At 68.3% G+C, this 23,959-nt stretch carries 21 protein-coding genes; 15 read left to right on the top strand and 6 right to left on the bottom strand.

The genetic code is table 11. The features are described from left to right. Window positions 1-104: 104 nt before the first annotated feature. Together NBW77_RS12485 and clpS are read right to left on the bottom strand one after the other, a co-directional pair. Window positions 105-641: a DUF2017 domain-containing protein gene (locus NBW77_RS12485; RefSeq protein ID WP_131745859.1), complete on the bottom strand. Its 537-nt coding sequence runs from the start codon at window positions 639-641 to the stop codon at window positions 105-107. A 160-nt stretch (window positions 642-801) separates the two neighbouring features. Next, on the bottom strand, window positions 802-1,092 hold the full coding sequence (gene clpS, locus NBW77_RS12480) for an ATP-dependent Clp protease adapter ClpS (RefSeq protein WP_165485896.1): 291 nt from the start codon (window positions 1,090-1,092) through the stop codon (window positions 802-804). Between the two features lie 974 nt (window positions 1,093-2,066). On the opposite strand from clpS, the gene NBW77_RS12475 reads away from it, so the two are divergent. The 8 genes from NBW77_RS12475 (at window position 2,067) to NBW77_RS12440 (ending at window position 11,499) form a co-directional block, all read left to right on the top strand. After that, window positions 2,067-4,529 carry a putative bifunctional diguanylate cyclase/phosphodiesterase gene (locus tag NBW77_RS12475; protein WP_250279736.1) on the top strand — a complete coding sequence of 821 codons (2,463 nt, stop codon included), beginning with the start codon at window positions 2,067-2,069 and terminating at the stop codon, window positions 4,527-4,529. Between the two features lie 118 nt (window positions 4,530-4,647). Then, window positions 4,648-6,177, top strand: coding sequence for a nicotinate phosphoribosyltransferase (locus tag NBW77_RS12470; protein ID WP_131745855.1), 1,530 nt, complete (start codon window positions 4,648-4,650; stop codon window positions 6,175-6,177). 128 nt (window positions 6,178-6,305) lie between these two features. Next, window positions 6,306-6,992: an NUDIX hydrolase gene (locus NBW77_RS12465; RefSeq protein WP_242605669.1), complete on the top strand. Its 687-nt coding sequence runs from the start codon at window positions 6,306-6,308 to the stop codon at window positions 6,990-6,992. Window positions 6,993-7,203: 211 nt separating this feature from the next. Further along, window positions 7,204-7,398: a hypothetical protein gene (locus NBW77_RS12460; protein ID WP_131745854.1), complete on the top strand. Its 195-nt coding sequence runs from the start codon at window positions 7,204-7,206 to the stop codon at window positions 7,396-7,398. A gap of 243 nt (window positions 7,399-7,641) precedes the next feature. Next, window positions 7,642-9,111, top strand: a complete 1,470-nt coding sequence (locus NBW77_RS12455) for a helix-turn-helix domain-containing protein (RefSeq protein WP_250279735.1) — start codon at window positions 7,642-7,644, stop codon at window positions 9,109-9,111. A gap of 3 nt (window positions 9,112-9,114) precedes the next feature. Beyond that, window positions 9,115-10,080: an NAD-dependent epimerase/dehydratase family protein gene (locus tag NBW77_RS12450; protein WP_250279734.1), complete on the top strand. Its 966-nt coding sequence runs from the start codon at window positions 9,115-9,117 to the stop codon at window positions 10,078-10,080. Window positions 10,081-10,348: 268 nt separating this feature from the next. Then, window positions 10,349-10,645, top strand: coding sequence for a hypothetical protein (locus NBW77_RS12445; RefSeq protein ID WP_131745853.1), 297 nt, complete (start codon window positions 10,349-10,351; stop codon window positions 10,643-10,645). A 305-nt stretch (window positions 10,646-10,950) separates the two neighbouring features. Beyond that, window positions 10,951-11,499 carry a hypothetical protein gene (locus tag NBW77_RS12440; protein ID WP_131745852.1) on the top strand — a complete coding sequence of 183 codons (549 nt, stop codon included), beginning with the start codon at window positions 10,951-10,953 and terminating at the stop codon, window positions 11,497-11,499. 36 nt (window positions 11,500-11,535) lie between these two features. On the opposite strand, the gene NBW77_RS12435 is transcribed toward NBW77_RS12440, so the two are convergent. Next, the gene (locus NBW77_RS12435; RefSeq protein ID WP_131745851.1) at window positions 11,536-12,123 is read right to left on the bottom strand and encodes a zinc ribbon domain-containing protein; all 588 of its coding nucleotides are present in this window, start codon (window positions 12,121-12,123) and stop codon (window positions 11,536-11,538) included. Window positions 12,124-12,151: 28 nt separating this feature from the next. Here NBW77_RS12435 and NBW77_RS12430 point away from each other — a divergent pair, with 28 nt between their 5' ends. The 4 genes from NBW77_RS12430 (at window position 12,152) to NBW77_RS12415 (ending at window position 15,993) form a co-directional block, all read left to right on the top strand. Further along, window positions 12,152-12,283: an Arc family DNA-binding protein gene (locus NBW77_RS12430; protein WP_131745850.1), complete on the top strand. Its 132-nt coding sequence runs from the start codon at window positions 12,152-12,154 to the stop codon at window positions 12,281-12,283. Window positions 12,284-12,365: 82 nt separating this feature from the next. Continuing rightward, complete coding sequence (locus NBW77_RS12425) at window positions 12,366-14,549, top strand: ABC transporter permease (protein ID WP_131745849.1); 2,184 nt, start codon at window positions 12,366-12,368, stop codon at window positions 14,547-14,549. Further along, window positions 14,546-15,310 carry an ABC transporter ATP-binding protein gene (locus NBW77_RS12420; protein ID WP_131745848.1) on the top strand — a complete coding sequence of 255 codons (765 nt, stop codon included), beginning with the start codon at window positions 14,546-14,548 and terminating at the stop codon, window positions 15,308-15,310. Before NBW77_RS12425 ends, NBW77_RS12420 begins: the two co-directional genes overlap by 4 nt. Then, window positions 15,307-15,993, top strand: coding sequence for an ABC transporter ATP-binding protein (locus NBW77_RS12415; RefSeq protein WP_131745847.1), 687 nt, complete (start codon window positions 15,307-15,309; stop codon window positions 15,991-15,993). Before NBW77_RS12420 ends, NBW77_RS12415 begins: the two co-directional genes overlap by 4 nt. 86 nt (window positions 15,994-16,079) lie before the next feature. Here the strand turns inward: NBW77_RS12415 and NBW77_RS12410 are convergent, their stop codons facing one another. Then, window positions 16,080-17,420, bottom strand: coding sequence for an ABC transporter substrate-binding protein (locus tag NBW77_RS12410; RefSeq protein ID WP_250279740.1), 1,341 nt, complete (start codon window positions 17,418-17,420; stop codon window positions 16,080-16,082). 95 nt (window positions 17,421-17,515) lie between these two features. Continuing rightward, the gene (locus NBW77_RS12405) at window positions 17,516-18,082 is read right to left on the bottom strand and encodes a hypothetical protein (protein WP_207386878.1); all 567 of its coding nucleotides are present in this window, start codon (window positions 18,080-18,082) and stop codon (window positions 17,516-17,518) included. Window positions 18,083-18,934: 852 nt separating this feature from the next. Between NBW77_RS12405 and NBW77_RS12400 the strand changes: the two genes are divergently transcribed. The 3 genes from NBW77_RS12400 to NBW77_RS12390 all read left to right on the top strand — a co-directional run bounded on the left by NBW77_RS12400 (window position 18,935) and on the right by NBW77_RS12390 (window position 22,128). Then, on the top strand, window positions 18,935-19,468 hold the full coding sequence (locus tag NBW77_RS12400) for a hypothetical protein (protein ID WP_250279733.1): 534 nt from the start codon (window positions 18,935-18,937) through the stop codon (window positions 19,466-19,468). A 195-nt stretch (window positions 19,469-19,663) separates the two neighbouring features. Continuing rightward, window positions 19,664-20,638, top strand: coding sequence for an agmatinase (gene speB, locus NBW77_RS12395; RefSeq protein WP_242605667.1), 975 nt, complete (start codon window positions 19,664-19,666; stop codon window positions 20,636-20,638). 140 nt (window positions 20,639-20,778) lie between these two features. Next, complete coding sequence (locus NBW77_RS12390) at window positions 20,779-22,128, top strand: polyamine ABC transporter substrate-binding protein (RefSeq protein WP_131745844.1); 1,350 nt, start codon at window positions 20,779-20,781, stop codon at window positions 22,126-22,128. A gap of 336 nt (window positions 22,129-22,464) precedes the next feature. On the opposite strand, the gene tnpC is transcribed toward NBW77_RS12390, so the two are convergent. Then, window positions 22,465-23,877, bottom strand: a complete 1,413-nt coding sequence (gene tnpC, locus NBW77_RS12385; protein ID WP_131745843.1) for an IS66 family transposase — start codon at window positions 23,875-23,877, stop codon at window positions 22,465-22,467. Between the last annotated feature and the right edge of the window lie 82 nt (window positions 23,878-23,959).

Here is a 23,959-nt window from a genome sequence, read left to right as displayed (position 1 = left end):
TGCGATCAGGACGAGATGGCGGGCAAGCGCCGGGTCAGGCGATGTTGGCCGGGCGTGCCGCGGCAGGGCAGATGTTGCCTGATGCGGCGCAAGGCCCGACGGCGTCACAGCAGGGCATGGACGAGCTGGTCCTGCAGATCCCCGAGGAACAGGTACACCTCGATCACGGGTCGGCGTGGATCATCGCTGTCGATCTCGTACAGGGCGTCGGCGGTGGCGTCGTCGGTGATGTCCAGCCGGGTGCCGAGCACCAGTCGCAGATCGTTGAGGGTGATCAGCCAGTCCTGGGCGGCGGGGTCGTCGAGTAACGCCCGGCCGCCGGTTGCGGGCACGGTCGCGAGGACGCGGCGCGCGGCGGCGCGCTTGCCCTCACGGATGTCATCGGAGGTACGTCGGCGGTAGTCGGCCGCGGCGTCGGGATCGTCCGGGTAGGCGTCCGGCAGGAGCCTTGCCACCGCCGGGTCGTCCGGCGGTGGCGGCGCGACGGCGCGCAGGCCGACGATCGCCTCCAGGGGGTCGTCCACCGGCGGCGGTTCCAGGAGCAGTTCGATCTGGCCGATCAGCTCGACCAGCAACGTCGCCTCCAGCGGGCCGAGGACTACCTCGATACCGTCCGTGGTGCGACTGAAGCCGTTGGACACGCTCTCCCGCCCGAGGTCAGCAAGGATTGATCGGAATTGTCTGGTGCCGGCTCAGGGTACGTCCGACGAGTCCACCGACCGGACGCCGGTGGGGGCCTTGTGGCGGACCACCCGGACCTGACATCCCGACATCCACCCAAGCCATGATCGACCGGATGCGCTAGTCCTGCGCGACCGTAGCCCACAGACCATAAGCATGTAGACGCGTAGCGTCACGCTCCATCGCCTCCCTGGTACCGGAGGAGACCGTTGCCCGCCCCTTGTGGTGCACATCGAGCATGAGGGCCTCGGCCTTTTTCCGGCTGAAACCGAACAATTTTTGAAAGACATAAGTCACATATGACATCAGGTTGACGGGGTCGTTCCACACGATCGTGACCCAGAGCCGGTCGTCTTCGGTGGTCTCGTCAACATCCGAGATGTCTTCGGGCGCGACAGTGGTGAGTGACACGACCTCCATTGTGGCGTGTCGGCGGGCCGACTTCCCCCCGGGGCAACCCTCCTGACGGATTTCGGGTGCCGGACCGGGCGCGGATGCCGTCCCCGACCGGCGTGACCTCGCGGCACTGCCCCCGGTCGACCCGTCGGCCCGTCGGCCCGTAACCGAAAGGTAACCAAACCGCGGCGGGGCAGGCGCGAATCCGCCGGCATCCGGCCCCCCGAGACCTCACCTTGCGCGGAGCGACGACCGCCTCCGGCCACCACCGGTTGCATCGAGACGGCCCCGACGTCGCCAAAAGCCTGGCTGCGAGCACGACAGATACACCCATATAGTAACAGCAGGTAACCGAAATGGTGTATTTAGTTGTATTCAGTCCCGATTTGGCTACCTTGTTGGTCACGGTTCGTTGCAGCAACGCCGAAAAAAACATTGGCCGCAGAAACGGAACCGGCATCCGACAACCCAGGTTTCGCTCACGGAAAGCGACAAGGACGGACCGGCGTCCGTACCGCGACCAAGCCCCACCGCAGCCGCCACGAACCCTCGCATGCCTGTTCCAGCCACCCGTGTGAACGCATTCCAGGAATCCATCGGACGACCCACCCCCGAGAGGAGATGCCGCCGTGAATACAGGCGTCAGCTGGGGCTGAAAGCACCTCGACACCCACCGGAAACCACCTGCCGTCAGCGCCCCCTACAAGCCACCCACCACAAGGCTCCGCGTACAAGAAAGGACCACCACCGTGAACGCAGGCGTCAGCTGGGGCTGAATGCCCCCGGTCGTCCGGCATTCGAGCCGGCCCCCAGGGACGGGCGACGCCGGTAAATGCCGGTATCAGCTCGCCTCGGCCCCATCAGGTAGTACATGATCAGGGCGTAGTGACGGATGTCCGTAGTGTGAAGGCCGGAGGCACCGGGGTGCGCCGAGCAGCGGCGCGGCCCCGGTGGCCCGGGCGGAGCCAGCAGGTAGGACGGGAGCCCACATGGCCGTCGGCGCACGCGCACGGTTCATGCCGTCCTGGTACCACCTGCTCCTCATCGTGGTCATAGCCGCCGCGTCGACCATTACCGCGATCTGTATGACCCAGGTCCTGCACGCGCCACAACCCGTCGGGTGGTGGCGGCCGGCACTCGGCGTCGTCTGCCTGGGGGTCGGACCGATCCCCCTGCTACGCGTCCGTTCCGGGCACCATACCGGCGACTACGACCTCAGCGAGGCCGGTGTCGTCGTCGGGCTGGCCCTGTTGCCCGCTCCCCAGCTCGTTGTGATCAGCGCGGTCGTAGTCCCGACCGTGCACGCCATCCTGCGTAGGCCACCCGTGAAGGTGCTGTTCAACGGAGCCAGCGCCACCATCGGCACGGCTGTCGCGGCAGGCGTCCTGTGGATGCAGGGCGGACGTGCCGGGCATCTCCAGGGCGCCGCTGTCGCGCTGGCTGCCCCCGCCGGACTCGCGGTCTGCCTGTGGACGAGCCTGTCGGTGTCAATGGTCATCTCCGCGGCCCGGGGAATGTCCCTGCGCCGGACGCTGCGCGAGACCATGGGTATCAGTACCGTGATCGCGGCAGGTGGCATCGCGGTCGGCTGCGGAACCGTCGCGCTCGCCTACGCGAGCCCGGTCACCCTGGTGGTGCTCCCACCAGTACTCGCCGGTCTTGTGATGGTCTACCGGATGCACGTCGACTCGGCCCAGCAGCGGGACCACTGGCGCCGGCTCAACGCCGCGGCCAAGGATCTCGCCATTCTGGACGGACCGACCATCGAGGCCAGGGCCGTCCAGGTCGCCTATGAGATCTTCCGGCCCGACGGTGTCGAATTGGCCATCGGCCCTGTTGGGCCGGTCGACCCGGTGTCGCTCACCGGGCGTCACCGGCGGGTAGACGATGTCGCGACCATCCTGACCGGACCCGCCGGGCAGGTCGGGGTGCTGAGTCTGCACTTCACCCGGCCGGCGATCTGGAATGACCACGAACACGCAGTCCTCGCCGCCTTCGCGAACCTGGTCGCGCTCGCGGTCACCAATGCCAGCACCTACGCGGAAGCCCATGAGCAGGCGTTCCACGACGCACTGACCGAACTCGGCAACCGGCGGATGCTCCAGCAACGCACCGCGGAGGCGATCGCCACCGCCGCCACCGCCACGGGCACGACCACCGCCACGGGCACCGCCGCCGGATCCCGGTTCGCGCTGCTACTTGTCGATCTGGACCGGTTCAGGGACATCAACGACACCCTGGGGCACGATGCCGGCGACCGCCTCCTACGCAGGGTCGCCGACCGGCTGCGGCGCAGCGTCCGCGCGGGCGACCTGGTCGTTCGGGTCGGCGGCGACGAGTTCGCCGTGCTACTGACCGGCATCCGATCCGTCGAAGCCGCCGAAACCGTTGCGTCGGCGCTCGCCAGGGCGCTCGCACGCCCGGTGAGTTTCGAGGGCATGCTGCTGTCGGTGGAGGCCTCCGTCGGCATTGCCTGCTTCCCCGAGGACGGCGAGACCGTCGACGAACTCCTGCGCCGGGCGGATGTCGCCATGTACCAGGCAAAAAGACGGCATCTCGGTTATCGCCGTTACCGGGCTGACGAGGATTCCTCCACGCTCGACCACATGGCGTTGGTAGCAGATCTTCACCGTGCACTCGCCGACGGCGACATAACTCTGCGCTACCAGCCGCAGATCGACCTCGCCACTGGCCGCGTCGTCGCCGTGGAGGCACTCGCGCGCTGGGACCACCCGATTCTCGGTCCGCTCACACCCACAACATTCATCGGTGCCGTGGAACAGTCCGGACTCGTCGGCGACTTCACCCGGACCGTCCTGCGGGAGGCATTGTCCGCGGCTGGCCGGTGGCATGCGGACGGCGCCACGATCGGTGTTTCCGTGAACCTGTTCGCGCGTAATCTCCTGGAAACCGACCTGGCCACCGAAATCGCGCAGCTGCTGCTCGCCACCGGGGTACCGGCGTCAGCACTGACCCTGGAGATCACAGAAAGGGCGGTGGCCACGGAATCAGCGGCCATCGGACGCTGTATGGCCGCTCTGCGTGACCTCGGGGCGCACCTTGCCGTGGACGACTTCGGTACCGGCTATTGCGCGCTCAACGTGCTCCGGCAGTTCGACCTGCACGAGGTGAAGGTCGACCGGTCGTTCGTCCGCAATCTCGTCGACGACCGGGCCAGCTCCGCGATCGCGCGAGCGACGATCACCCTGGCCCACGATCTCGGACTGCGGGTGGTGGCCGAGGGCGTCGAGAACATCGAGACGTTGAACGCCCTGGCCGTTCTCGGCTGCGATCTCGCCCAGGGAACGTTCATCAGTCCGCCGCTTCCGGCCAGGGAGATCACGGCACTGCTGCCCGACGCGGGCCGTCTCCCGACCCCGCGGTCAGCCGATGTGGTGCCCCTGCGGGCAGCATCCCGGCGAGCGCACCCGCATCGCCGCGTCCGTCCATAACCACCCGTGACCAGCCGGATCGTACAGGTCGCACAGTTTCGGACCGTACGCGACCATTCGGTACACCTCGACGGGGACTACGAGCGTTTTTCCGCCAACGTCCCTAACCTAGGTCGAGATGGCCACATCCACCTCACCGTCCATCCGGCCGCCCGCGCCGGCATCGACGGCATCGACGGCCCTGCTCACCGACCACTACGAGCTGACCATGCTTCAAGCCGCGTTACGCTCCGGTACCGCATCATGCCAAGTGGTCTTCGAGGTGTTCGCCCGGACGCTGCCGGCCGGGCGCCGGTTCGGCGTGGTCGCCGGGATCGGACGCCTGCTGGATGCGCTCGCCGCGTTCCGCTTCGAAACGGCCGAACTCGCCTTTCTGCGCGAGGCCGGCATCATCGACGACGCGACCACCGACTACCTGGCCGGGTACCGGTTCAGCGGGGACATCCACGGCTTCGCCGAGGGCGAGCCCTTCATGCCCAACACCCCGGTTCTGGTCGTCGAAGGGACCTTCGCCGAGTGCGTCCTGCTGGAGACGCTGGTGCTGTCCGTGCTCAACCATGACAGCGCGATCGCCGGCGCGGGTGCACGGATGGTCGCCGCGGCGGCCGGCCGGCCGTGCATCGACATGGGGTCACGCCGCGCCCACGAGCAGGCGGCGGTGGCCGCGGCACGGACCGCCTACCTGGTCGGGTTCACTTCCACCTCGAGCCTGGAAGCAGGCCGGCGGTGGGGCATCCCCACGACCGGGACGGCCGCGCACGCGTTCACCCTGCTGTACCCGTCCGAACGTGCCGCGTTCGCGGCCCAGGTCGCCACCCTCGGGGTGGACACCACCCTGCTCGTCGACACCTACGACGTGCCCGCGGCGATCGCGACCGCGGTCGAGGTGGCGGGTCCGCGGCTCGGTGCCGTCCGCCTCGACAGCGGCGATCTCGCGGTGACGGCCCGGGCCGTGCGTGCGCAGCTGGACTCACTCGGCGCAACCGACACCCGCATCATCGCGACCGGCGATCTGGACGAGCACCTCATCTCCAGGCTCGCGCAAGTGCCGATCGACGGCTACGGCGTCGGCACGAAGCTCGTCACCGGGTCGGGGGCTCCCACGGCCGGGTTCGTCTACAAACTCGTGGAGGTGGACTCCAGGCCGGTCGCCAAGGCCTCGGTGGGCAAGAGCACGAAGGGCGGGCGCAAGCAGGTGACGCGCCACCATGACCGCAACGGGGTCGCGGTCGCGGACGTGGTCACGATCCACACCTCCGGTTCCGCCACCGGCGTCAGCCCCGTCCATGTCGACGCCCCCGGCACCCCTTCCACCGACGTCATCAGCGCCGATCACGCAGCCGATCACGCAGCCGGTACCGGCCTGCATCCGGCCGGCCGGGGCGAATCCTGCCTGGACCGCCCGCTGCTCGTGCCACTGGTACGCGGCGGAAGGGTCCTGAACGCGAACCCGGCCGGCGCCGAAAGCCTGCTCGCGGCTCGGTCACACCATGAAGCCGCACTGGCGAGCCTGCCGACCCACGCCCGTTCCGTCGCCTATGGCGGGCCGTGCCTGCCGGTCATCACCGCCGGGCAGCCGTCGGGGCAGTCGTCTGCGCCGTCCACCGCTCTGGTTCGCGGGACGGGAGCCCAGACTGGAACATCGTGACACCCGGCGCATCGGACAACGCCCCACAGGTGACATCCCAGGCTGCGGCCGGGACGTCTGAGAGCGTGACGCGGCAGACAACGGCAGGACGGACAACGGCCCAGGGCGCGACGGAGGCGTTCGGGCCTCTGTCGATCTCGGTGAGCGTGGATGTCGTCCTGCTGACGTTGCGTGCCGGCCAACTCTGCGTTCTGGTCGCGCAACGTGCCTCCCCGCCGTTCCAGGACGACTGGGCTCTACCAGGTGGCCTTGTCCGCGTGGATGAGGACCTCGACACCTCGGCCCGCCGGCAACTGACCGAGGAGACAGGGCTCGCCGCCTCCGGCCATCTCGAGCAACTGCGCACCTACGGACGACCGGACCGCGATCCACGGGCCCGGGTCGTAGCCGTGGCCTACCTCGCGCTGCTACCGAACCTGCCTCCCCCACCGGAAACGAACCGTGACGGGCCAACCGCACGTTGGTGGCCGGTGGAGGATCTGGGATCGGCCGACGGCCCGATCCTCGCCTTCGACCATCCGACGATCGTCGCCGACGGAGTCGAACGGGCCCGCAGCAAGCTGGAGTACACCCCGCTCGCCGCCGCCTTCTGCGAAGAGCCGTTCACCCTGGCCGAGCTGCGCCGGGTGTACGAGGCGGCCTGGGGAGCCCCTCTCGATCCTCCCAACTTCCGCCGCAAGGTCCTGTCCACGCCCGGTTTCGTGGTGTCGGTGGGCGCCCGCGCGGCGCCGCGGGGCGGGGGACGGCCGGCCGAGCTGTACCGACGGGGCTCCGCAACAGCCCTGCATCCGCCGTTGTTGCGCCGGTCGGTGTGATCGGGTCGGATGCGCACGTCCAGGACCTCCAGGACCCGGAAACCCTGAAAAAGTGACCAAGCTCACGTGTCGACCGCACGGGCCATTACGTTAGGTTATGCGCTATCTGACATAGCGATTTTGAAGAGCTGCGCGATCGCGCCGAACCCGTGGTCCACAACCGAGCCCCGCCGCATCGTCCCGGATATCCCCGCATGGGATCGTTGTCGGCGTGGATCCCAGCAATGCAGGAGTTTTTCTTGTCGTTGTCGGCGGAGCCTTGTTCGGGCTCCTGGTACTGGGCGGTCGCGCCGGACGAAGCCTCGCCCGTGAGGTCTGGAGCCGCATCGGCCTCCTTCGCTGGATAGCCCTGCTGATCGTCGTCGTGGTCTTTCTCGATCTCGCCGACGGCGCCGTGAACAGATGATCCGTACCGCACCCGCGATCTCGAAAGTCCCGCCGCCCCGCACCCGCGTCGGATCATTACCCCGACAGCCCGTGACCACGGCTTTTCCAACGGCCCACAAGGCTGGCGGAACGTGTTGTCCGCTTCGCTTGGCGCAACTTTCCGACTTTACCCGAAGCAACCCTTTTGTGGCTATGAGCTATCAGATGCCCGACTAGTTATGCTTACATCCAGTAACCCCGAAGCTGGACGAAGGGACCGTGGGTGACTGGTCAACCATGGCTGTGGACGCCACCACACCAGACATCGCGGCCCGCCGGGATGGGGCTGCTACTCCGCTCCTATCGGCAGACCTACGGCCTCACGCAACAGCAGCTCGCCGAACGGCTCGGCTTCGACCAGTCCTACGTCTCTAAGGTCGAAAGCGGCCGGCGCGCGATCCACGACATCTCCACCCTGCGCCACATCGCCCGGCGGCTGTCGCTGTCACCCGAGGACGTGGGGCTGGCCGCGGGCTCCCTGACGGAAGCCCGCCGGGATACTGCTCCCGTGAGCCCGATCGCCGAGCGGGTCGCGGCCAGCCAGCGCACCTGGCGGCTCACCCGCGACCATCTCAACCACCATCGGATCAGCCTGGCCCGGGCGGCCGCCCGGCTGTATCCCGAGACCTACCGCCTCGGCAACGGCCTACTGACCCGGCCGGGCTGGCTGTGGGACGCGCCCGTCGACATCGCCGACATCGGCCTCGAATGGTCAGCGGATGTCATCCCGCCGGCCGTCTCGGGCGCGGGCACCGACACCGAACACGTCCGCCCGCTGGCCGGCGACGGTTCACCGTTCGGGACGTACACCAGGGCCATGCGCGATCTCGACCGACCCACCCTCTTCGAGAACCGGCTGAGTTTCCGACTCCTCGAGACCACCCGCGCCGCGGACAACGGCCGGCCGCGGCTGGCCTTCGGTCACACCACCTACTTCGACACCCTGGACGTGTGTGAGTCGGTCGCTCACGAAACGGCCGCGGCCATGCTCGGCGGCGGGCTGTCCTGGCCCGCGCTGCCCTTCCGGCACCGCATCGGTGACCCGTTCGACCTGGGACGCCGGGTGGCGCTGCCATCCATCAACACGCTGACCATCCGCCACGACAGAACGTCCGCCAGCTTCATGCTTCACCGGCGCAGCGCGGGCTCCGTCGCCACCGCGGGTGGCGTGTACCACGTCCTGCCGGCCGGCGTGTTCCAGCCGTCGGGGATCTCCCCCGGCCACCACGAGACCGACTTCGACCTCTGGCGCAACATCATGCGAGAGTTGAGCGAGGAGCTTCTCGGCAACGCCGAACACGATGGCAGCGGTTCATCCCTGATCGACTACGACGACAGTGAGCCCTTCCGGTCCCTGGAGAACGCCCGACGGGCCGGGCGGGTGCGCGTGTGGTGTTTCGGTATGGGTGTCGACGCCCTGACGCTCTTCGGCGAGATCCTGACAGTTGTGGTCGTGGACGCCGACGTGTTCGACTCGCTGTTCAGCGAGATGGTGCCGGTGAACGCCGAAGGATCCGTGGTGACCACCGGCCCGCACCGCAGGGCGTCGGAGGGCATCCCGTTCACCCAGGCGGCCGTCCGCCGGCTGATCGAACACGAGCCGCTCGCACCCTCGGCCTCAGCCTGTCTGGAGCTCGCATGGCGCCACCGCGGAACGCTGCTTCCGGGGCTGCGTATGCGGGCCGTCTCCTGAACCGTGCGTGTTCTCGTAACCGGCGCAGCCGGATTCGTGGGTGGGGTCGTCACCGACACCCTTGCCATAGCGGGCCACCAGGTGACCGCGCTCATCCGCAGTGAGGAGTCGAGCCCACGGCTCATGCCCGGCGTCGAGGCGGTCATCGCCGACCTGCTGGACGTCCGCGAACTCGCGGCGGCCCGGATCGACCGCGGGTTCGACGCGGTCTGCCACCTCGCCGCCCTGACCCGGGTACGTGAATCCCAGCGTGACCCGCTGCGGTACTTCTCGGTGAACGTGACAGGCACGGTCAACCTGCTGAACATGCTCGAACGTGGTACCGAGGTCAGTGGGGTCGCGCCGGTCGTCGTCCTGGGGTCGAGCTGCGCGGTGTACGGCGTGCCGGAACGCCAACCCATCCCGGAGACCCAGCCGCCGGCACCGACCCACGCCTATGGCGCGTCCAAGCTCGCGGCCGAGCAGGCTGTCACCCACCAGGCGGCGACCGGCCGGATCGGCGCGGTGGTGCTGCGCTCCTTCAACGTCGCGGGCGCCGCGGGCGTGCACTCGGACAACGACCAGAGCCGGATCATCCCCGCGGCGCTGGCGGTGGCATCCGGCGTCTGCGAAGTCTTCGGCGTCAACGGTGACGGCGCGGTGATCCGTGAGTACGTGCACGTGGCCGACATCGCCGACGCCTACCTCGCGGCACTAACCGCCGTCCGGCCCGGTCGCAGCGAGATCTTCAACGTCGGTACGGGTGTCGGGGTCAGCGTCGCCGACGTCCTCGCCGCGGTGGAACGGGTCACCGGCCGCACGGTGCGGCGCGTGCGTCGGCCGCCTGCGGTCGAACCGCCCATGCTCGTCGCCGACAGTAGCCGGATCCGGGCGGAGCTGGGATGGCACTCCACCCGATCAACGATCGACCGCATTGTCGCCGATGCGTGGGACTGCGCGACCGCACGCGCGTCCGCCGTCCCCAGATAGTCGTCCCGGAAGTCGTCCCGGACAGTTGCCGAGCGGCAATTAGGGCGTTCGGGAGTCCTCCGACCCCTTGGAGGGGCACCATGGACCCCAGGACGGTGGCCACGAAGGGCCCGTCCGATGCCGCAGCGTCGATGGCACAGTTTTTCGATCGCGTATGACCGTCGTGACTACCTGGCATCGACTATGACCTCCCGTCCTTGGACGGGATGACCGGTTCTCGTCGAACCTTGTACATGTCGGAACCACTGCCGTCCTGGAGGAGGCGCCCGTGGGCCGTCCTTATCACGTCTATGACCATGACGGGGAGTACCTCGGGTCATTCGCGACGTGGGACGCCGCGCACGACTGGGCTCATCTACAGGCAGCGCTGGGTGGAGTGCTGGCACCGTTGGAGATCGAGGACCGGCGCAACCACGTCGGGCGACGGCTGTGGGCGGAACGCTGCGAGTTCGTGCTCTGGCAGCAGTCCAGACAGGAACACGACATGGAGGACATCGGCGGATGCGTCGCCGGAGGTCCCTCGATCCTCGCTTCCGTCCCACCCCGGCAGCGACGACCCACCTGAACCGCTCGCCGGCCGATCCGTCGGCCGGACCGCCGGCCGGCCGGTCGACAACTCGCCAGCAGCATCTTCGCCACGGCAACGCAGCCACGATATGATTTCGATCATTTACGTTGCAATGAACAAATCTGGCGACCCGAACGACCATCCATCATGAAAAACCCTAGGCGAAGCCAACGCAGCACGCATCCATGTCGAGCACTAATCTGACCTACGCTGATCGGGGTAGGTCAGCTGTGCCGGAACCGACGCGTGTCGGACAACCAGCTGTTGCCACAGCCGCAGCGCATTCTGGGGGAGAGACAAGGGTGGACAGACAGCCTGCAGGCGGACAACGCCCTCGGCCGACGTCTCGGGTAGTCGTCGACGTGGTTCGCGCGGTGCGCGGCTGGGTGGTCGCGGTCGCGGGTGGAGTACTTCTGCTCGGCTGCTATCTGGGTGTCTCCGCGGAGACCGATCCCGGACGCCAGCTCCCCTACTTCGCCTCCGGGGGGCTCGGCGGTCTGGCGCTGGTCCTGCTCGGCAGCGCGCTGCTGGTGGCCGACCAGATCGACGCGACATCGAGGGCGCAGAGCCACAGCGACCATCAGCTTGACGAACTACATGCACTGATCTTCACCGCCGCAGGCTCCGGCGCCGCGTTTGGTGCAGCCACCGACGCGACGGGCCTCACGGCCAGGACCGACACGGACATCTCCGACGACGGCGGCCTGTTCGCGGTGCCCGCCGGTCGGACCTACCACCGCCGTACCTGCGGAATGATTGTCGGCAAACCCGCGCAGCCCGTGGATCCGGACCAGATCGCTGCCCGCGGCCTGACAGCCTGCACGATCTGCGAACCAAAAATTGCCGCTTGACGTCCTCCCCCGCTTGAAGTCGGGGGATTCCAACTCCTACACACCCGTCGAAGGAGGTGCGCAGTGTTGAGGTTCGCGGTTCACGGGCTGCCCCAACGGGCAGCCTCCCCGCGCAGTCACCGCACGTCCTGCGGCGATGTTCAATGCTGCGTTGATGTCCGCGTTGGCCGTATGCCCGCAGGAGACGCACCGGAAGACCGGTACCCGGCGGGTCCATCGGAACCGCACCCAACCCACCTTGGGGACCCGTACCTCGGACCAGCGACGGTTGATCTGCCGGACGTCGCCGGGTTTCACCGCCACGATCCGGAACCCCTCGTGCTGGCCGCGTTTGCGGACGGTCGGTTTCCGGTGGGTGCCGCGGAAGAAGTTCGCCATCGCGGTGGAGAAGTCCCGCAGGACCTGCTGCGCGACGATGACGCTTCCCGCGGCGAGCCAGTCGAAGGCGCGCCGTGCTTCGGTCAGCTGCCGGTTCCACTCGCCATATCCGGGGGCGGGGCCGCGTCTCGGCGTCCACCACGACTGCTGTTCGACCGCCAGGTCCCAGACGTACCGGGCGTGCCCGCAGTGCACGAGGAGGGCTTCCTCCTGGCGCGCGTCGGGGTGCAGCCGGTACCTGGACATGGCTACATTCTAGCATCACCATGTAGCCGTGAAGAATCTGAACGTCCGGCTCCCGGACGACCTGCACGCCCGTCTCGTCGAGGCCGCGAAAGAAGACACCCGCTCACTGAACAGCGAGATCATCCACCTGTTGCGGGAGGCGCTGGAGCGCCGATCCTGACGGATCGGCTTCCCCTGCCCCGCTTCGCGGGGGGCCGGATTCCTCCCCGGCCTGAAGGCCGGGGCATCCTCCAGGATCTCCGGTGACGAGCCTCAACCTCGCGATCGCCGGCATCTCCATCGGGGCGATTGCCGCGCTCTCCGGCATCGGCCTGCTCGTGACATATCGAACCAACGGCGTCCTCAACATCGCCCAGGGCGGGATCGCCGCTCTGATCGCCTACGTCTTCCGCGAAATGGTCGTCGAGTGGAAACTACCGATCTGGATCTCCGCGGTACTGTCCCTCGCCGTGATCTCACCGGTGATCGGCCTCATACTCGAACGGTTCGTCTTCCGTCCGCTGGCCCGTCGGCGTGCGTCCGCGGCCGAATCGCTGGTGGCGAGCCTCGGAGTCCTTGTACTCACCGTCGGGATGACAGCCGGGATCTGGGGCCTGGGTTCTCGCGGTGACGCGCCCAGCCTGTTTCCCGCGCGGGCGGTGGGGCTACCCGGAAACACCCGCATCGGCGTTGACGCGCTCGCCGAACTCGCCCTGGTCGTTGCCGTGTGCGTGGCGCTGAGCCTGATCACTACTCGGACCCGCTTCGGCAGACAGGTCCGGGCTGTCGTGGACGACCGCCAGCTCGCCGAACTCTCGGCCGTTCCCGCCGACCGGGTCGCCGCCGCGGGCTGGGCCGTGGGTACGACGCTCGCCGGTTTCACCGGCATCCTGCTCGCGCCACGCCTACAGCTCACGCCGTACGGACTCACGCTACTGGTGCTGGAGACGTTCGCGGTGGTCGTCGCCGCGCGGCTGTCCAGCATGCCGGTGGCGGTTCTGACCGCGCTCGCGATCGGAATCGCGCAGAGCGAGCTCAGCCAGTTCCACGTGACCGGACAGTTCTCAGCCCTGTACCTGGCCGTGCAGTCCAACCTTTTCGTGGCCGCGCTGCTCATCGGGCTGCTCGTGGTCCCGGGCCTGCGGGAGCTCGGCGGGGACGCAGGTTCCACCGGCCGGTTCTCCACCCGTGGCGCACCGCCGTCCGACCCGGGCAGCCTCGCCGACCAACGCCGCGACATCCTCGGGAAGTTCGGGGGCGCCGCCCTGCTGCTCGCTCCCCTGAGCTTCGCCCCCGCCGACCTGCGCAACGCTTTCACCGTGCCAGCCCTCGCCCTGATCTTCCTGTCGCTGGTGATCGTCACCGGTTACAGTGGGCAGGTATCTCTCGGCGTCGCCGGTTACGCCGGGCTCGGGGCGTTGCTGTCCGCGAAACTCGCCGCCGGTGCCCTGTTCGGGCTGCCCGCACTGCCAGGCCTCGCCGCACTGCTGCTCGGCGCCCTGCTGGTCGCTCCGGTAGGCCTGCTGACCGGTTACCCCGCCATCCGGCGACGTGGACTCACCCTTGCGCTCACCACGTTCGCGGTGGGAGCGGCCGTGTCCCGCTTCGTCTTCCAACAACAGACGTTCGTTTCCGGACTCCACGTCATCCCGCTGTCGATCGCCGGTCACATGCTGTCGGACCGCTGGTTCTACGCCGTCGAACTGGCCTGTCTGGGTCTCGGCCTGCTCGTCGTCCGCAACCTTCACGAAGGGCGGCTCGGCCGAGCGCTGTTGGCCGTGCGCGACCACACCGAGGGGGCGGCCGCGGTCGGCGTCGATGTCCGTAACCTCAAGCTGCTGTCCTTCACCGTCTCCTCCGTGCTGGCCGGTCTCGGTGGCGCTCTGCTGACGCTCGGATCCACGTCATTCGACGCCGAGCAGTTCTCACCGCTGAACAGCCTCCTGTGGTTCACCGCCGTGGTCGTCTTCGGTGCGGACAGCGCTGCCGGCGCCGTCGTCGCGGCCGCCTTCATCGTCACCATCGACACCCTCGCACCAGCTGGTTCAGCCACCCTGGCCGTCGGCATCCTCGCGCTGATACTCGGCTGGCTGCCCGGCGGTCTCACCTCGGCTGCCCGCCAGGGCGTGATAATGCTGGGCCGGCTGTTCACCGATGCCGATACCGGCTGGCCGCAGCCCGCATCAGCGGGCATCGCCCAGGCAGCCGAGGCGCCGTCGACCCGGCGCCGTTCGGTCCCGCAGGCTCTGTCCATGCCGACGAGTTCCGGCACTCCAGCGACATACAGGCGAACGGTAGGTGATGGCATGTCCACGCTGACGCCGTTCGGACAGACCCTGATCGTCTGGATACGGGAAGCCGCCCGTACGACCGGTCCACGCACAACCGGTCGGAACCCGACCGGTCGGAACCCGACCAGCTCACAAGCAGCCGGGAGGATGCAGTGAGCCGCGCCGAACTGACCGGCTACGGCCTGGTACGCCGCTACGGCGGGCTTACCGCGGTGGACAACGTCAACATCACCGTCGCGCCCGGCAAGATCACCGGCCTGATCGGGCCGAACGGAGCCGGCAAGTCGACACTGTTCAGCCTGCTCACCGGCGTCGAACAGCCCGAGCGCGGCAAGGTTTTCCTCGGTAGACGCAACATCACCCGAATGCGCCCGGACGTCCGGGCCCGCCGCGGGCTGGTCCAGACCTTCCAGGTACCGTCACTGTTCTCCAGTATGACCGTCGCGGACAACCTGTTGGTTGGTGCCGAGAACAGGCACCGCGACTACGCGGGCGGGTTACTGGGCCTCGCACCGCACGGTAACGTCAAGGCCCGTCAGATCGTGACCCGGACGCTGAACTCCCTCGGGCTTGAAGGCTTTGCCGACGAGACCGCCGGGACGCTGCCGACCGGCGCGCTGCGTCTGGTCGAACTCGCGCGCGCGCTGTGTGCCCGTCCTGACGTCCTGCTGCTCGACGAACCCGCCAGCGGACTCGACGGGCAGGAGACCGAACGGCTGTCCGTGCTGCTGCGCCAGGTCGCGGCCGAGGGGGTCGGCGTCCTGCTGGTCGACCACGACGTCGAACTGGTCTTCTCCGTCACCGACCAGGTGTATGCGATGGTCGGCGGGCGCGTCGTCGCCGAAGGCACGCCGTCCGTCGTCCGCGATGACCCGACCGTCCGGTCCGTCTATCTCGCGCAGGGACCACTCGCATGAGCGCCGAACTGATACTCACCAATGCACGCGCCGGCTACCGGACCATCGAGGTCCTGCACGGTCTCGACCTCATCATCCCGACCGGGAAGGTGACCGCGCTGCTCGGAGTCAACGGCGCGGGCAAGAGCACCACGCTACGCGTGCTCGCCGGCCTGTTACCACTGCGCTCCGGGTCGTTGACCTGGCAGAGTAAGACGATCACTACGATGTCCACGTTGGATCGCGCCCGCCGGGGTCTCATGCTCGTCCCGGACGAACGGGCGGTGTTCGCCACCCTCACCGTCCGCGAGAACCTGCAGATCATCGCAGAGGCGACGGGGCATCACGACATCACGCCGGCGCTGGAGGCGTTTCCCCGCCTGCGTGAGCGGCTCACCCAACGGGCCGGGACACTCTCCGGCGGTGAGCGGCGCATGCTGGCTCTCGCACGGGCCCTGCTCGCGCGGCCCAGGGTACTTCTGGTCGACGAGCTCTCACTCGGGTTGTCCCCGAAGGTGGCCGGCGAACTGTTCGCCTGGCTGGGCACGGTCGCCGACGGCGGGACGACGGTGGTTCTTGCCGACCAGTACACCGAGGAGGCCCTGGGCCTCGCGGACATCGTCTACGTCCTGCACCGCGGCGAATGCTCGTTCGTCGGTGATCCCGCCGAACTCAAGCCGACAGTGTCCGCGGAGCCTGTCTGACTGCTGGGTCCGTGGCCTGACTGCTGGGTCCGTGGCCATGGCCGGCGGTTACCCACCGGCCGTGGCCATCTCACGCTCCTGCTCCGCTACTCCGCCTGGTAGGGCAGGTTGGTCGTGGTGAAGCAGTTGCTGTCCATGTCCTTACCCTGGGTCACCCAGCCGCCTTTTCCGCCATTGGCCGAGTCCTGCCACTTGGCGACTTCGATGCAGTTCGTGTCGGTCGCCGGGGGGGTGGGAAACTTCGTGAAGTTCCGCGGAGTGAGGAGTCCGTCACCGTTGTAGTCCTGCGGGCGGTTCATGAACTTCTCGACGCAGACACGGGTCAGGTCGGCGCCGCAGGACTTCATCGCGTCGGCGAGCCACTGGGCGGACGCATAGCCTTCCATCGTCCACATGTTCAGCTGACCCTCACGCGCGGGCTGGTATTTGGCCATCGCGTCCCGGAATTCGGCCACCACCGGGTAGTTCGTGTCGTTGTAGTTCCGGGTCCAGCTGATCGCATATGTGGCGTTGCGGCAGCCGGGGGTGTCCGCGAACGTCTTGCCGAAGGTGTCCGTCCACCCCTGGGTGGTGGTCAGCTTCGCCTTGACCGTCAGGCCCTGGGTCTGCATGGACTTGCACAGCGACAGGTTGCCGTTGTCCTCCATCGCGTCGAAGACCACGTCGACCCCGCGGGCCTTCATGTCGAGCACGGCCGCGTCGAAGTTCGGCAGCCCGAGGTTGATTTCCTTCTCGACGACCGTGTACCCCTCCTGGCGCAGACCGTCGGCAACCGACTTCGCATAACGCTGGGAGGGAGCGACGTTGTAGTACACGACACCCGCGGTCCTGGTGTTCAGGTTCTCTTTGAGCCACCGATAGTTCTCGGTGCCGGCGTAGAGTTTGCCGTCATAGCCTGGCCGCTTGCCGTCACGCGGATAGTAGCCGGCGTAGAGCGAGTACAGATGCGGATACTGGTCATAGGCATTGTTGATCGGCTGGCCGCCTATGTCCGGAACACCCTTGGAGTTCAGGTACGGCGCCCCGTCGTAGTTGAAGGCCGCCACCCCTGCCAGCGCGAATACCTTCTCGTCGTCAACGAGCTTGCGCACGCATGCCGTATTGTCGGGACCGCTGCCATGGTCGTCGCACTGGACGACGATGACCTTACGGCCGTTCACCCCACCGGCGGCGTTGAGCGCGTCGAAGTACGCCTTCGCCCCGTACACGGAACCGGAGAACGTCGTCGGCCCCAGCGGGCTGGTCAGACCGACGATCACACCAACCTTGATCGCGTTCGAGGTCACACCGGTGTCGGACGCGGGGTTCGCACCACCACCCGAGGACTGACCACCGGGCGGTGGGCTCGTGCTGCCCGCCCTGCTTCCACAGGCAGTGAGCACGAGCGCGCACACTGCGGCTGTAACGACGAGCGACTTCGCTCGTATGGACATGCTCTCCCCCGGGATTGTTGATTGCCCCACACGCTATTGCGCTTGCTGGAATCCTGCGCGTCATGATGCCGGCTCCGGCGGCCGCCCGGTCAGCCGCCGGGGCGCACCCGGAGCCGTCGCCACCACCGACGGCGCGCCACCGACGGGGTGGGGCGGGCCGGGGCTCGTACCTGGCCGTTCTCGGCTGTCTCGCCGTCCTCGACGGCAGCCCCGTCCTCGCCCTCCCCCGATGCGCCGTCCAACACGTCGTCAGTCACGACAGAAGGTTCAGGCACGCCCGCTGTTTCGAGGGTCCCCTCGGTCACCTCAGGAGTCTCCCTGGCTGCGACAGTCGGAGCCTGAGCCACCTCGGGCGTCCGGACGGCCGGTGGCGTTTCGACAGTGACCGTGGGCACGTCGGCAGCAACCACAGGCACATCAACACCAACCTCGGGCACGTCGGCACCAATCGATGACACCTCGGTAACGGCCTTTGGCGTTTCGGCAACGGCCGCAGACGTTTCGGTGTCCGGCGCGAGCGTTTCGGCAACGGCCGCGGCCGGCCCGACCGCGGAGACCTCAACAGTCGGCTCCGTCGGTGCCGCGCGCACGCTCTTCCTGCGGTTCGCGACCTTCCGCGCGGGCTTCACCTCCGGCGTCGAACCGGCCTCCGGCACCGGCGCATCCCGCGGCTGCGGGTCGGGACCCACAGGCTTGGCGGACGCTCGTCCGGGCCGTCGTGCCGACGGACGCGCGGGCGGCTGTACGGACGGTTCGGCCGCGGATGGGCCGGCAGACGTCCTGGTGGATGTCCGGGAACGTCTGGGTTCAGGTTCGGGTTCGGGTTCAGGAGTAACCACGGCATCCGACGGGGTGTCGGACGCGGCACCGGACGCTTCCCGCTGGGCCGGAACCGACTGCGCGTCCGGGTCAGTCGTAGTCCCGGTACCCAGGACAGGCCCGTTGTTCTCCCGAGCCTCCCGCTGCGCAGGCAGGGACTCGTGCGGCGTCTGAGTGCCGGCGTCGGCCGATGGCTGGGCCGGTTCCGGGGACTGGTCCAGCGCTGGGGACTGGTCCCGCGTCGGCCTCGGGTAGGCATCGTGCTGGGGCAACAGGCGGTTGACGATGCGCCCTTTCGGACCAGGCCCACGGTGGAGTCGCCCGTTGTCCGACAGACGCCGGCAGACCTGGTTCACGGTCTGACGACGCAGCTCAAGTGCTTCCGCCAGCTGCCCGTCGTCCAAGCCGCCAGGAACCTTTGCCAGCCGCTCAAGAATGCGGTCCGCGACAGTAGCCACAAACCCGGACGCTATACGCCATCGAAAATGGGGTGACAAGCGGGGTGGGTCGACTCCGGCGCGCGTCGTCCTAACGTGGTGAGTCCGGCGCTCCCCGCGAGCGACGATGCCGGGATGGTGTCGACTCGGTGGTCTTGCGGCGTCCGGACGTTACCTCCGGGCAATCCCGGGAAGGGTCATGAACGACGCGAATTGTCCGCGCACCCCTGATCCGACCAGCAGGAGGCAGCGATGACGCAGCCGATCCCGGACGCCGACGTCGACAGCGTCGACGTCGGTTACGTCAACGCCTACGGCAGCCCACTTGAGCAGTCCGAGAGCCTCGACAGTGACGATCTCGGCTCGACGGACCGCGGATTCGACCCCCTCGACGACGGCTGGGATCCCCCGGACCGGCTGAGCCCCGGTGAACGCTTCGGCACGACCGCCGCCGAGGCTCGTGCGGGTGAGTCGCTGGACTCGCTGCTCGCCCAGGAGCAGCCTGAGCCGGATCCGTATGACGAGGCGGCCCGACTGGAGTCCGGCGCGGTCCTGGAATCCGACGTCTACGCCCCAGCGGGTGGGGCCGATGGACAGCCCGCGGATCCGGACGACGGTGGGGACAGCCCACCAACCCTGCTTACCGACGACGAAGGCGTACGAAAAGTGACAACAGGTGAACTCATCGCGCATGGACCCGCCGGCGGTCGTAGCCGTGGCCACGAACCCGGGCCACACTACGGCGCGCCCGAGGAGGAGGCGATGCGCATCAGCGACGGCGAGTAAGGGGGACCACCAGGCCCAATCAGGCTGTACCAATAGCGTTATCTCACGTCAGGCGTCATGTCAGGTGGGACGAGGAGGACCGGTGACAGCTCCGGACAACGGCCGGTGACGGGTTCGGTCGGGCCGCATACCGGGTCACATACCGGATCACCCGCCGAGGAACCACCCGACGACGAGGCGCCCGGCTACGAAGGCCTGGCGACCTTCTGCCACCGGCCATGGATACCGGACCTCGCAGACCTCGCGGCCCGCGGCCCCGACGTCGCGGTGATCGGCGCGCCGTTCGACATCGCGACCACCCACCGGCCGGGCGCCCGGTTCGGCCCGCGTGCACTGCGCGCCCTCGCCTACGAACCGGGCACCTACCATCTCGACCTTGGCATCGAGATCTTCGACTGGCTGGACGTGGTGGACGCCGGGGACGCCCGCTGCCCGAGCGGCCAGACCGAGGCGTCACACCGCAACATCCGCACGAAAGTCGGCGGTATCGCGGGGCTCGGGATCGTCCCGGTGGTCATCGGCGGTGACCATTCGATCACCTGGCCGGCTGCGTCCGGGGTCGCCGAGGCGGTCGGTTGGGGCGAGCTCGGACTGCTCCACTTCGACGCGCACGCCGACACCGCGGACATCATCGACGGCAACCTCGCCTCGCACGGGACGCCGATGCGCCGGTTGATCGAGTCCGGGGCGGTACGGGGGCGCAACTTCGTCCAGGTCGGACTGCGCGGCTACTGGCCACCACCGGACGTGTTTGCCTGGATGCGCAAGCAGGACATGCGCTGGCACCTCATGCACGAGGTGTGGGAACGCGGATCGCGCGCGGTTGTCACCGACGCGATCGCCCAAGCGGTGGACGGGTGCCGGGCACTGTACCTGTCGGTGGACATCGACGTGCTCGATCCCGGGTTCGCGCCTGGTACCGGCACGCCCGAACCGGGTGGGATGTCACCGGCGGACCTGCTGCGGGCCGTTCGCCAGATCGCGTTGGACACCCCGCTGGTCGCCGCGGACATCGTCGAGGTCGCGCCGCCGTACGACCACGCCGAGAACACGGTCAACAACGCCCACCGGGTCGCGATGGAGGTGTTCGCCGCTCTCGCCCACCGCCGGCGCGCCGCCGCCGGTGGCGTTCCCGACCTGCCCGGACGCGACCCGCACGCCACCCGCTGACCGGCGAGCCGCGCATCGAGCGACAGGGCTACGCCTGGTGGGCACGGCGCCTGACGGGCACCCGGTGTCGGGTCCGGCGCCCACCATTGGGAATATAAGGGACATCAGCCTCCACGGAACCATAAAGGACGGCGGTGGCGATGTCGACCAGGAAAAAGGCTGTCGAACGGGAAGCACTCCCCACCTCCGACGCCGTGCCGTCCCACCGGGCCGCGCCAGCGCCCGCGGGTGCGCCCGCGGGTGCGCCCACCGGCGCGCCGTCACCCCGGCGACGGGCCAGTCGGCGGTCGGTCCTGCGAGGGTCGCTGGGTGCGGCCACGCTGCCGGGACTGTCGGCGTTGATCGCAGCCTGCACGGGCTCGCATCCGGACGGGACCGGGGCACGACCGGTCCGCAGCCCGAACCCGGACGAGCCGGCGCTGTGGCCCGTCAAACCGGACAACCCGCCCATCGCGGCCAACCTGAAGCCGGAACGGGGTCAGCCACTAAAGATCTTCAACTGGGCCGACTACATCGATCCGCAGGCACTGGCATCGTTCAAGGACTCCGTCGGCGTGGCCGTCGAGGTGACGACGTACAGCAACAACAGCGACGCACTGGAAACAATCTCTTCGGGCAAGGTCGACTACGACATCTACCTGCCGAGCTATGACCAGATCGGGAGACTGATCCGCGGCGGTCACCTGCGTCCGCTGAACCACAGTTACATCCCGAACATCACCAACGTGTGGCCGGACTTCCAGAACCCGTTCTACGACCAGCAGTGGCGTTACACCGTGCCGTACACCGTCTACAACACAGGCATCGCCTGGCGCTCCGACATGATCAGTGAGGATATCGGTGTCCGGGCCAACCCGTTCGACGTCTTCTGGGACAGCCGGTACCGGGAAAAGATCTCCGTGATCAACGACTACCGCGCCGTGATGGGGATGGTCCTGCTGCGCAACGGCCTCGGCCTGAACACGACGACGCAGTCCGACCTCGACCTCGTCCGGACCCAGCTTGCGGATATGGTCAACAAAACCCGACCCAAGGCGACGATCACGAACTACCGGGACCTGCCCGGCGGGCACTTCCCCATCGTCCAGGCGTGGTCCGGCGACGTCGTCAACGCCCGCAACTACCTGTCCAGGGGCACCGACCCCGCGGTCCTGCGCTACTGGTCGCCGAGCGACGACCGCCACCAGGCGGACAACGACATGATGGTGATCCTGCGGACCGGACGGAACCCGGTCGCCGCGCACCTGTTCCTCAACCACATGCTTGACTCCAACGTGGCGCTGAGCAATTTCGCAGCGATCGGATACCAGCCCCCGCAGAACCACATCACCCCCGCTGGGCTCGTCAAACAGGGATTCCTGCCACCGAACCTGGCCGACGCGGCCGTCGAACCGGCGTACTTCGCGACCGGCCGGCGCACCCTCGAGCTCGACAGCGACACCGACAAACACTGGAAAACGGTGTGGGACGAGTTCCGCACCAACACCTGACCCGCCCCGCGGTACCCGGCCCGGCCGCGGCGACCGGCTCACCGACGCCCTCGCCACCCTGCGTTCTCTGCGCCCCGTCGCGACCTGACGGTCACCCCCGCCAGCACCCCGCGCACCCGTCGCACCACCCCACCGAGACCCCACGACCATCCCGCAGCCTGGAAAGGACCCCGGCCCGCTCACCCGGAACGCATCCGGGCCCTCGGCATGCCCGAAGCCGGCCGGGAAGCCCTCCCCACCGATGTCGATCACAAAATTGGCCGACAAACGATCACCACTGCGCTACTGGCGGATGTAGGTCAGACGTAACTGGTCAGGTGCCGTTTTGATCTTGGGTTAGGTGGTTGCGGGCATCCAGGGGTGGCCCTCGGCGAGTTGAACGAGGGCGGGGAACTGGGGGATGCCGTGTTTGGTGGCGGTGGACAGGTAGCTGCGGATCGCGCAGAACTGGCGGGCGCCGGTGAGGGTGCGTAGGCAGCCGGATACTTTCTGCCATAGTTTGATCATGCGGATGTCGCGTTCGGACCCGTTGTTGTCCGCGGGGATCCGCAGGTCCCGGGTGAAACGCAGGTAGTCGGCCTCGCGGTCGACGAGCCTGCAGGCCAGGGCGTGGCGGGCAGCCATGAGTGTCGTGCCGCGGGGGGAGGTCTGGGTGATCCCGATGTGGGCGGCGTGGCGCAGGAGCCGGGTATGGGCCGCCAGTGCCTTCGGGTCGACCGGCGTGCCGGTAGTGGCGGCGTCGACGGTGAGCCGGTGCAGGGCGACGAGAGCGTCGGCGGCCTGGGTGGCCCAGCACCAGGCACCGGCCGGGGCGGCGTCGCCCACGGCCTGCAGCTCACGCAGCACGTGGGCGACACACAGCTGGTGGGTGGCGGTGGTGTAGGTGTCATACGGCGCCCAGGCGTCATGGACCACGACCCCGGTGAAGCCGGTCAGCACCCCGAGAGCGTCGATCCCGGCGGTTCCACGCTTCGGATGGCAGTCGATGAGGGTGTACTTCCCGGTGCGGGCGCAGTGCACCCAGTGCAGTTTCCCGGCGACGCGCAGCCCGGTCTCGTCCGCGCCGATCACCTCGGCGCCCGCCAGGTTCTCACGGACAGCGGTCAGGAAACCGGTCAGGTCGGCGGCGGCGCGGGCGGCCATCGCCGCGACGGTGCCCGCGGACAGGGGTATCCCGACCAGCTCGGCGAGTGCGGTCGCGGTGCGGTCCTTCGACAGGAACTGGCCCGCGTACAGGTAGACCGCCGCCGCGGTCACCCGCGGCCCATACTGCACCGGAGCGTCCACCCCGTCCGGTGCGGTCGCCTTCGTCCGTGTCCCGCAGCCGCATTCGCGCTCGAGGAGCTGATGCTCGACCACGTGCGGGCGTAGCTCGGGCAGGTCGAACACCTGCCGGCGTTCGGTCCGGGTCACCGGCCGGCCCGACAGCGACGTCCCGCAGCCGGTACACGGCCCCGGTTCATGCGCCAGGCGCACATCAGGATCGGCGACCATGCGTAGCGTCGATCCGGGATGGCCGTCCTGCCCACCAGGGCGCCGACCGGTCTTCGTCCGCAGCGACCTCGGGGGTGGCTTGGCAAGCCCGTCCGAACTCGGTGGCTTCGACGAGTTCCGCGACGTCCTGGCGACCTGGGCCTCCAACTCGGCGATCCGTTCCAACGCCCGCGCGAGATCCGCCCGCAAGCTCACCACCAGCGCCGCGAGCTCGTCATACGACGGCACCGACGGCACGGGCGGAACATCGGACACACCCGGACCCTACGGTCCGATCAACCACACCGCGTCAACACTTTCGGGCTGGCGAGCCATCGAACAGCCCCAGCCTGCCGTG

Source organism: Frankia sp. Cppng1_Ct_nod (assembly GCF_920656135.1).
In the GTDB taxonomy this organism is placed as follows: domain Bacteria; phylum Actinomycetota; class Actinomycetes; order Frankiales; family Frankiaceae; genus Protofrankia; species Protofrankia meridionalis.
This window is presented reverse-complemented; position numbering and strand designations above follow the sequence as displayed.

What these genes read in the sequence shown, in the direction of transcription:
- NBW77_RS12475 (WP_250279736.1), top strand. Translation starts at nt 2,067, where the DNA reads ATGGCCGTCGGCGCACGCGCACGGTTCATGCCGTCCTGGTACCACCTG.
- NBW77_RS12470 (WP_131745855.1), top strand. Translation starts at nt 4,648, where the DNA reads ATGGCCACATCCACCTCACCGTCCATCCGGCCGCCCGCGCCGGCATCG.
- NBW77_RS12435 (WP_131745851.1), bottom strand. Translation starts at nt 12,123, where the DNA reads ATGTCCAGGTACCGGCTGCACCCCGACGCGCGCCAGGAGGAAGCCCTC.
- NBW77_RS12415 (WP_131745847.1), top strand. Translation starts at nt 15,307, where the DNA reads ATGAGCGCCGAACTGATACTCACCAATGCACGCGCCGGCTACCGGACC.
- NBW77_RS12400 (WP_250279733.1), top strand. Translation starts at nt 18,935, where the DNA reads ATGACGCAGCCGATCCCGGACGCCGACGTCGACAGCGTCGACGTCGGT.
- NBW77_RS12390 (WP_131745844.1), top strand. Translation starts at nt 20,779, where the DNA reads ATGTCGACCAGGAAAAAGGCTGTCGAACGGGAAGCACTCCCCACCTCC.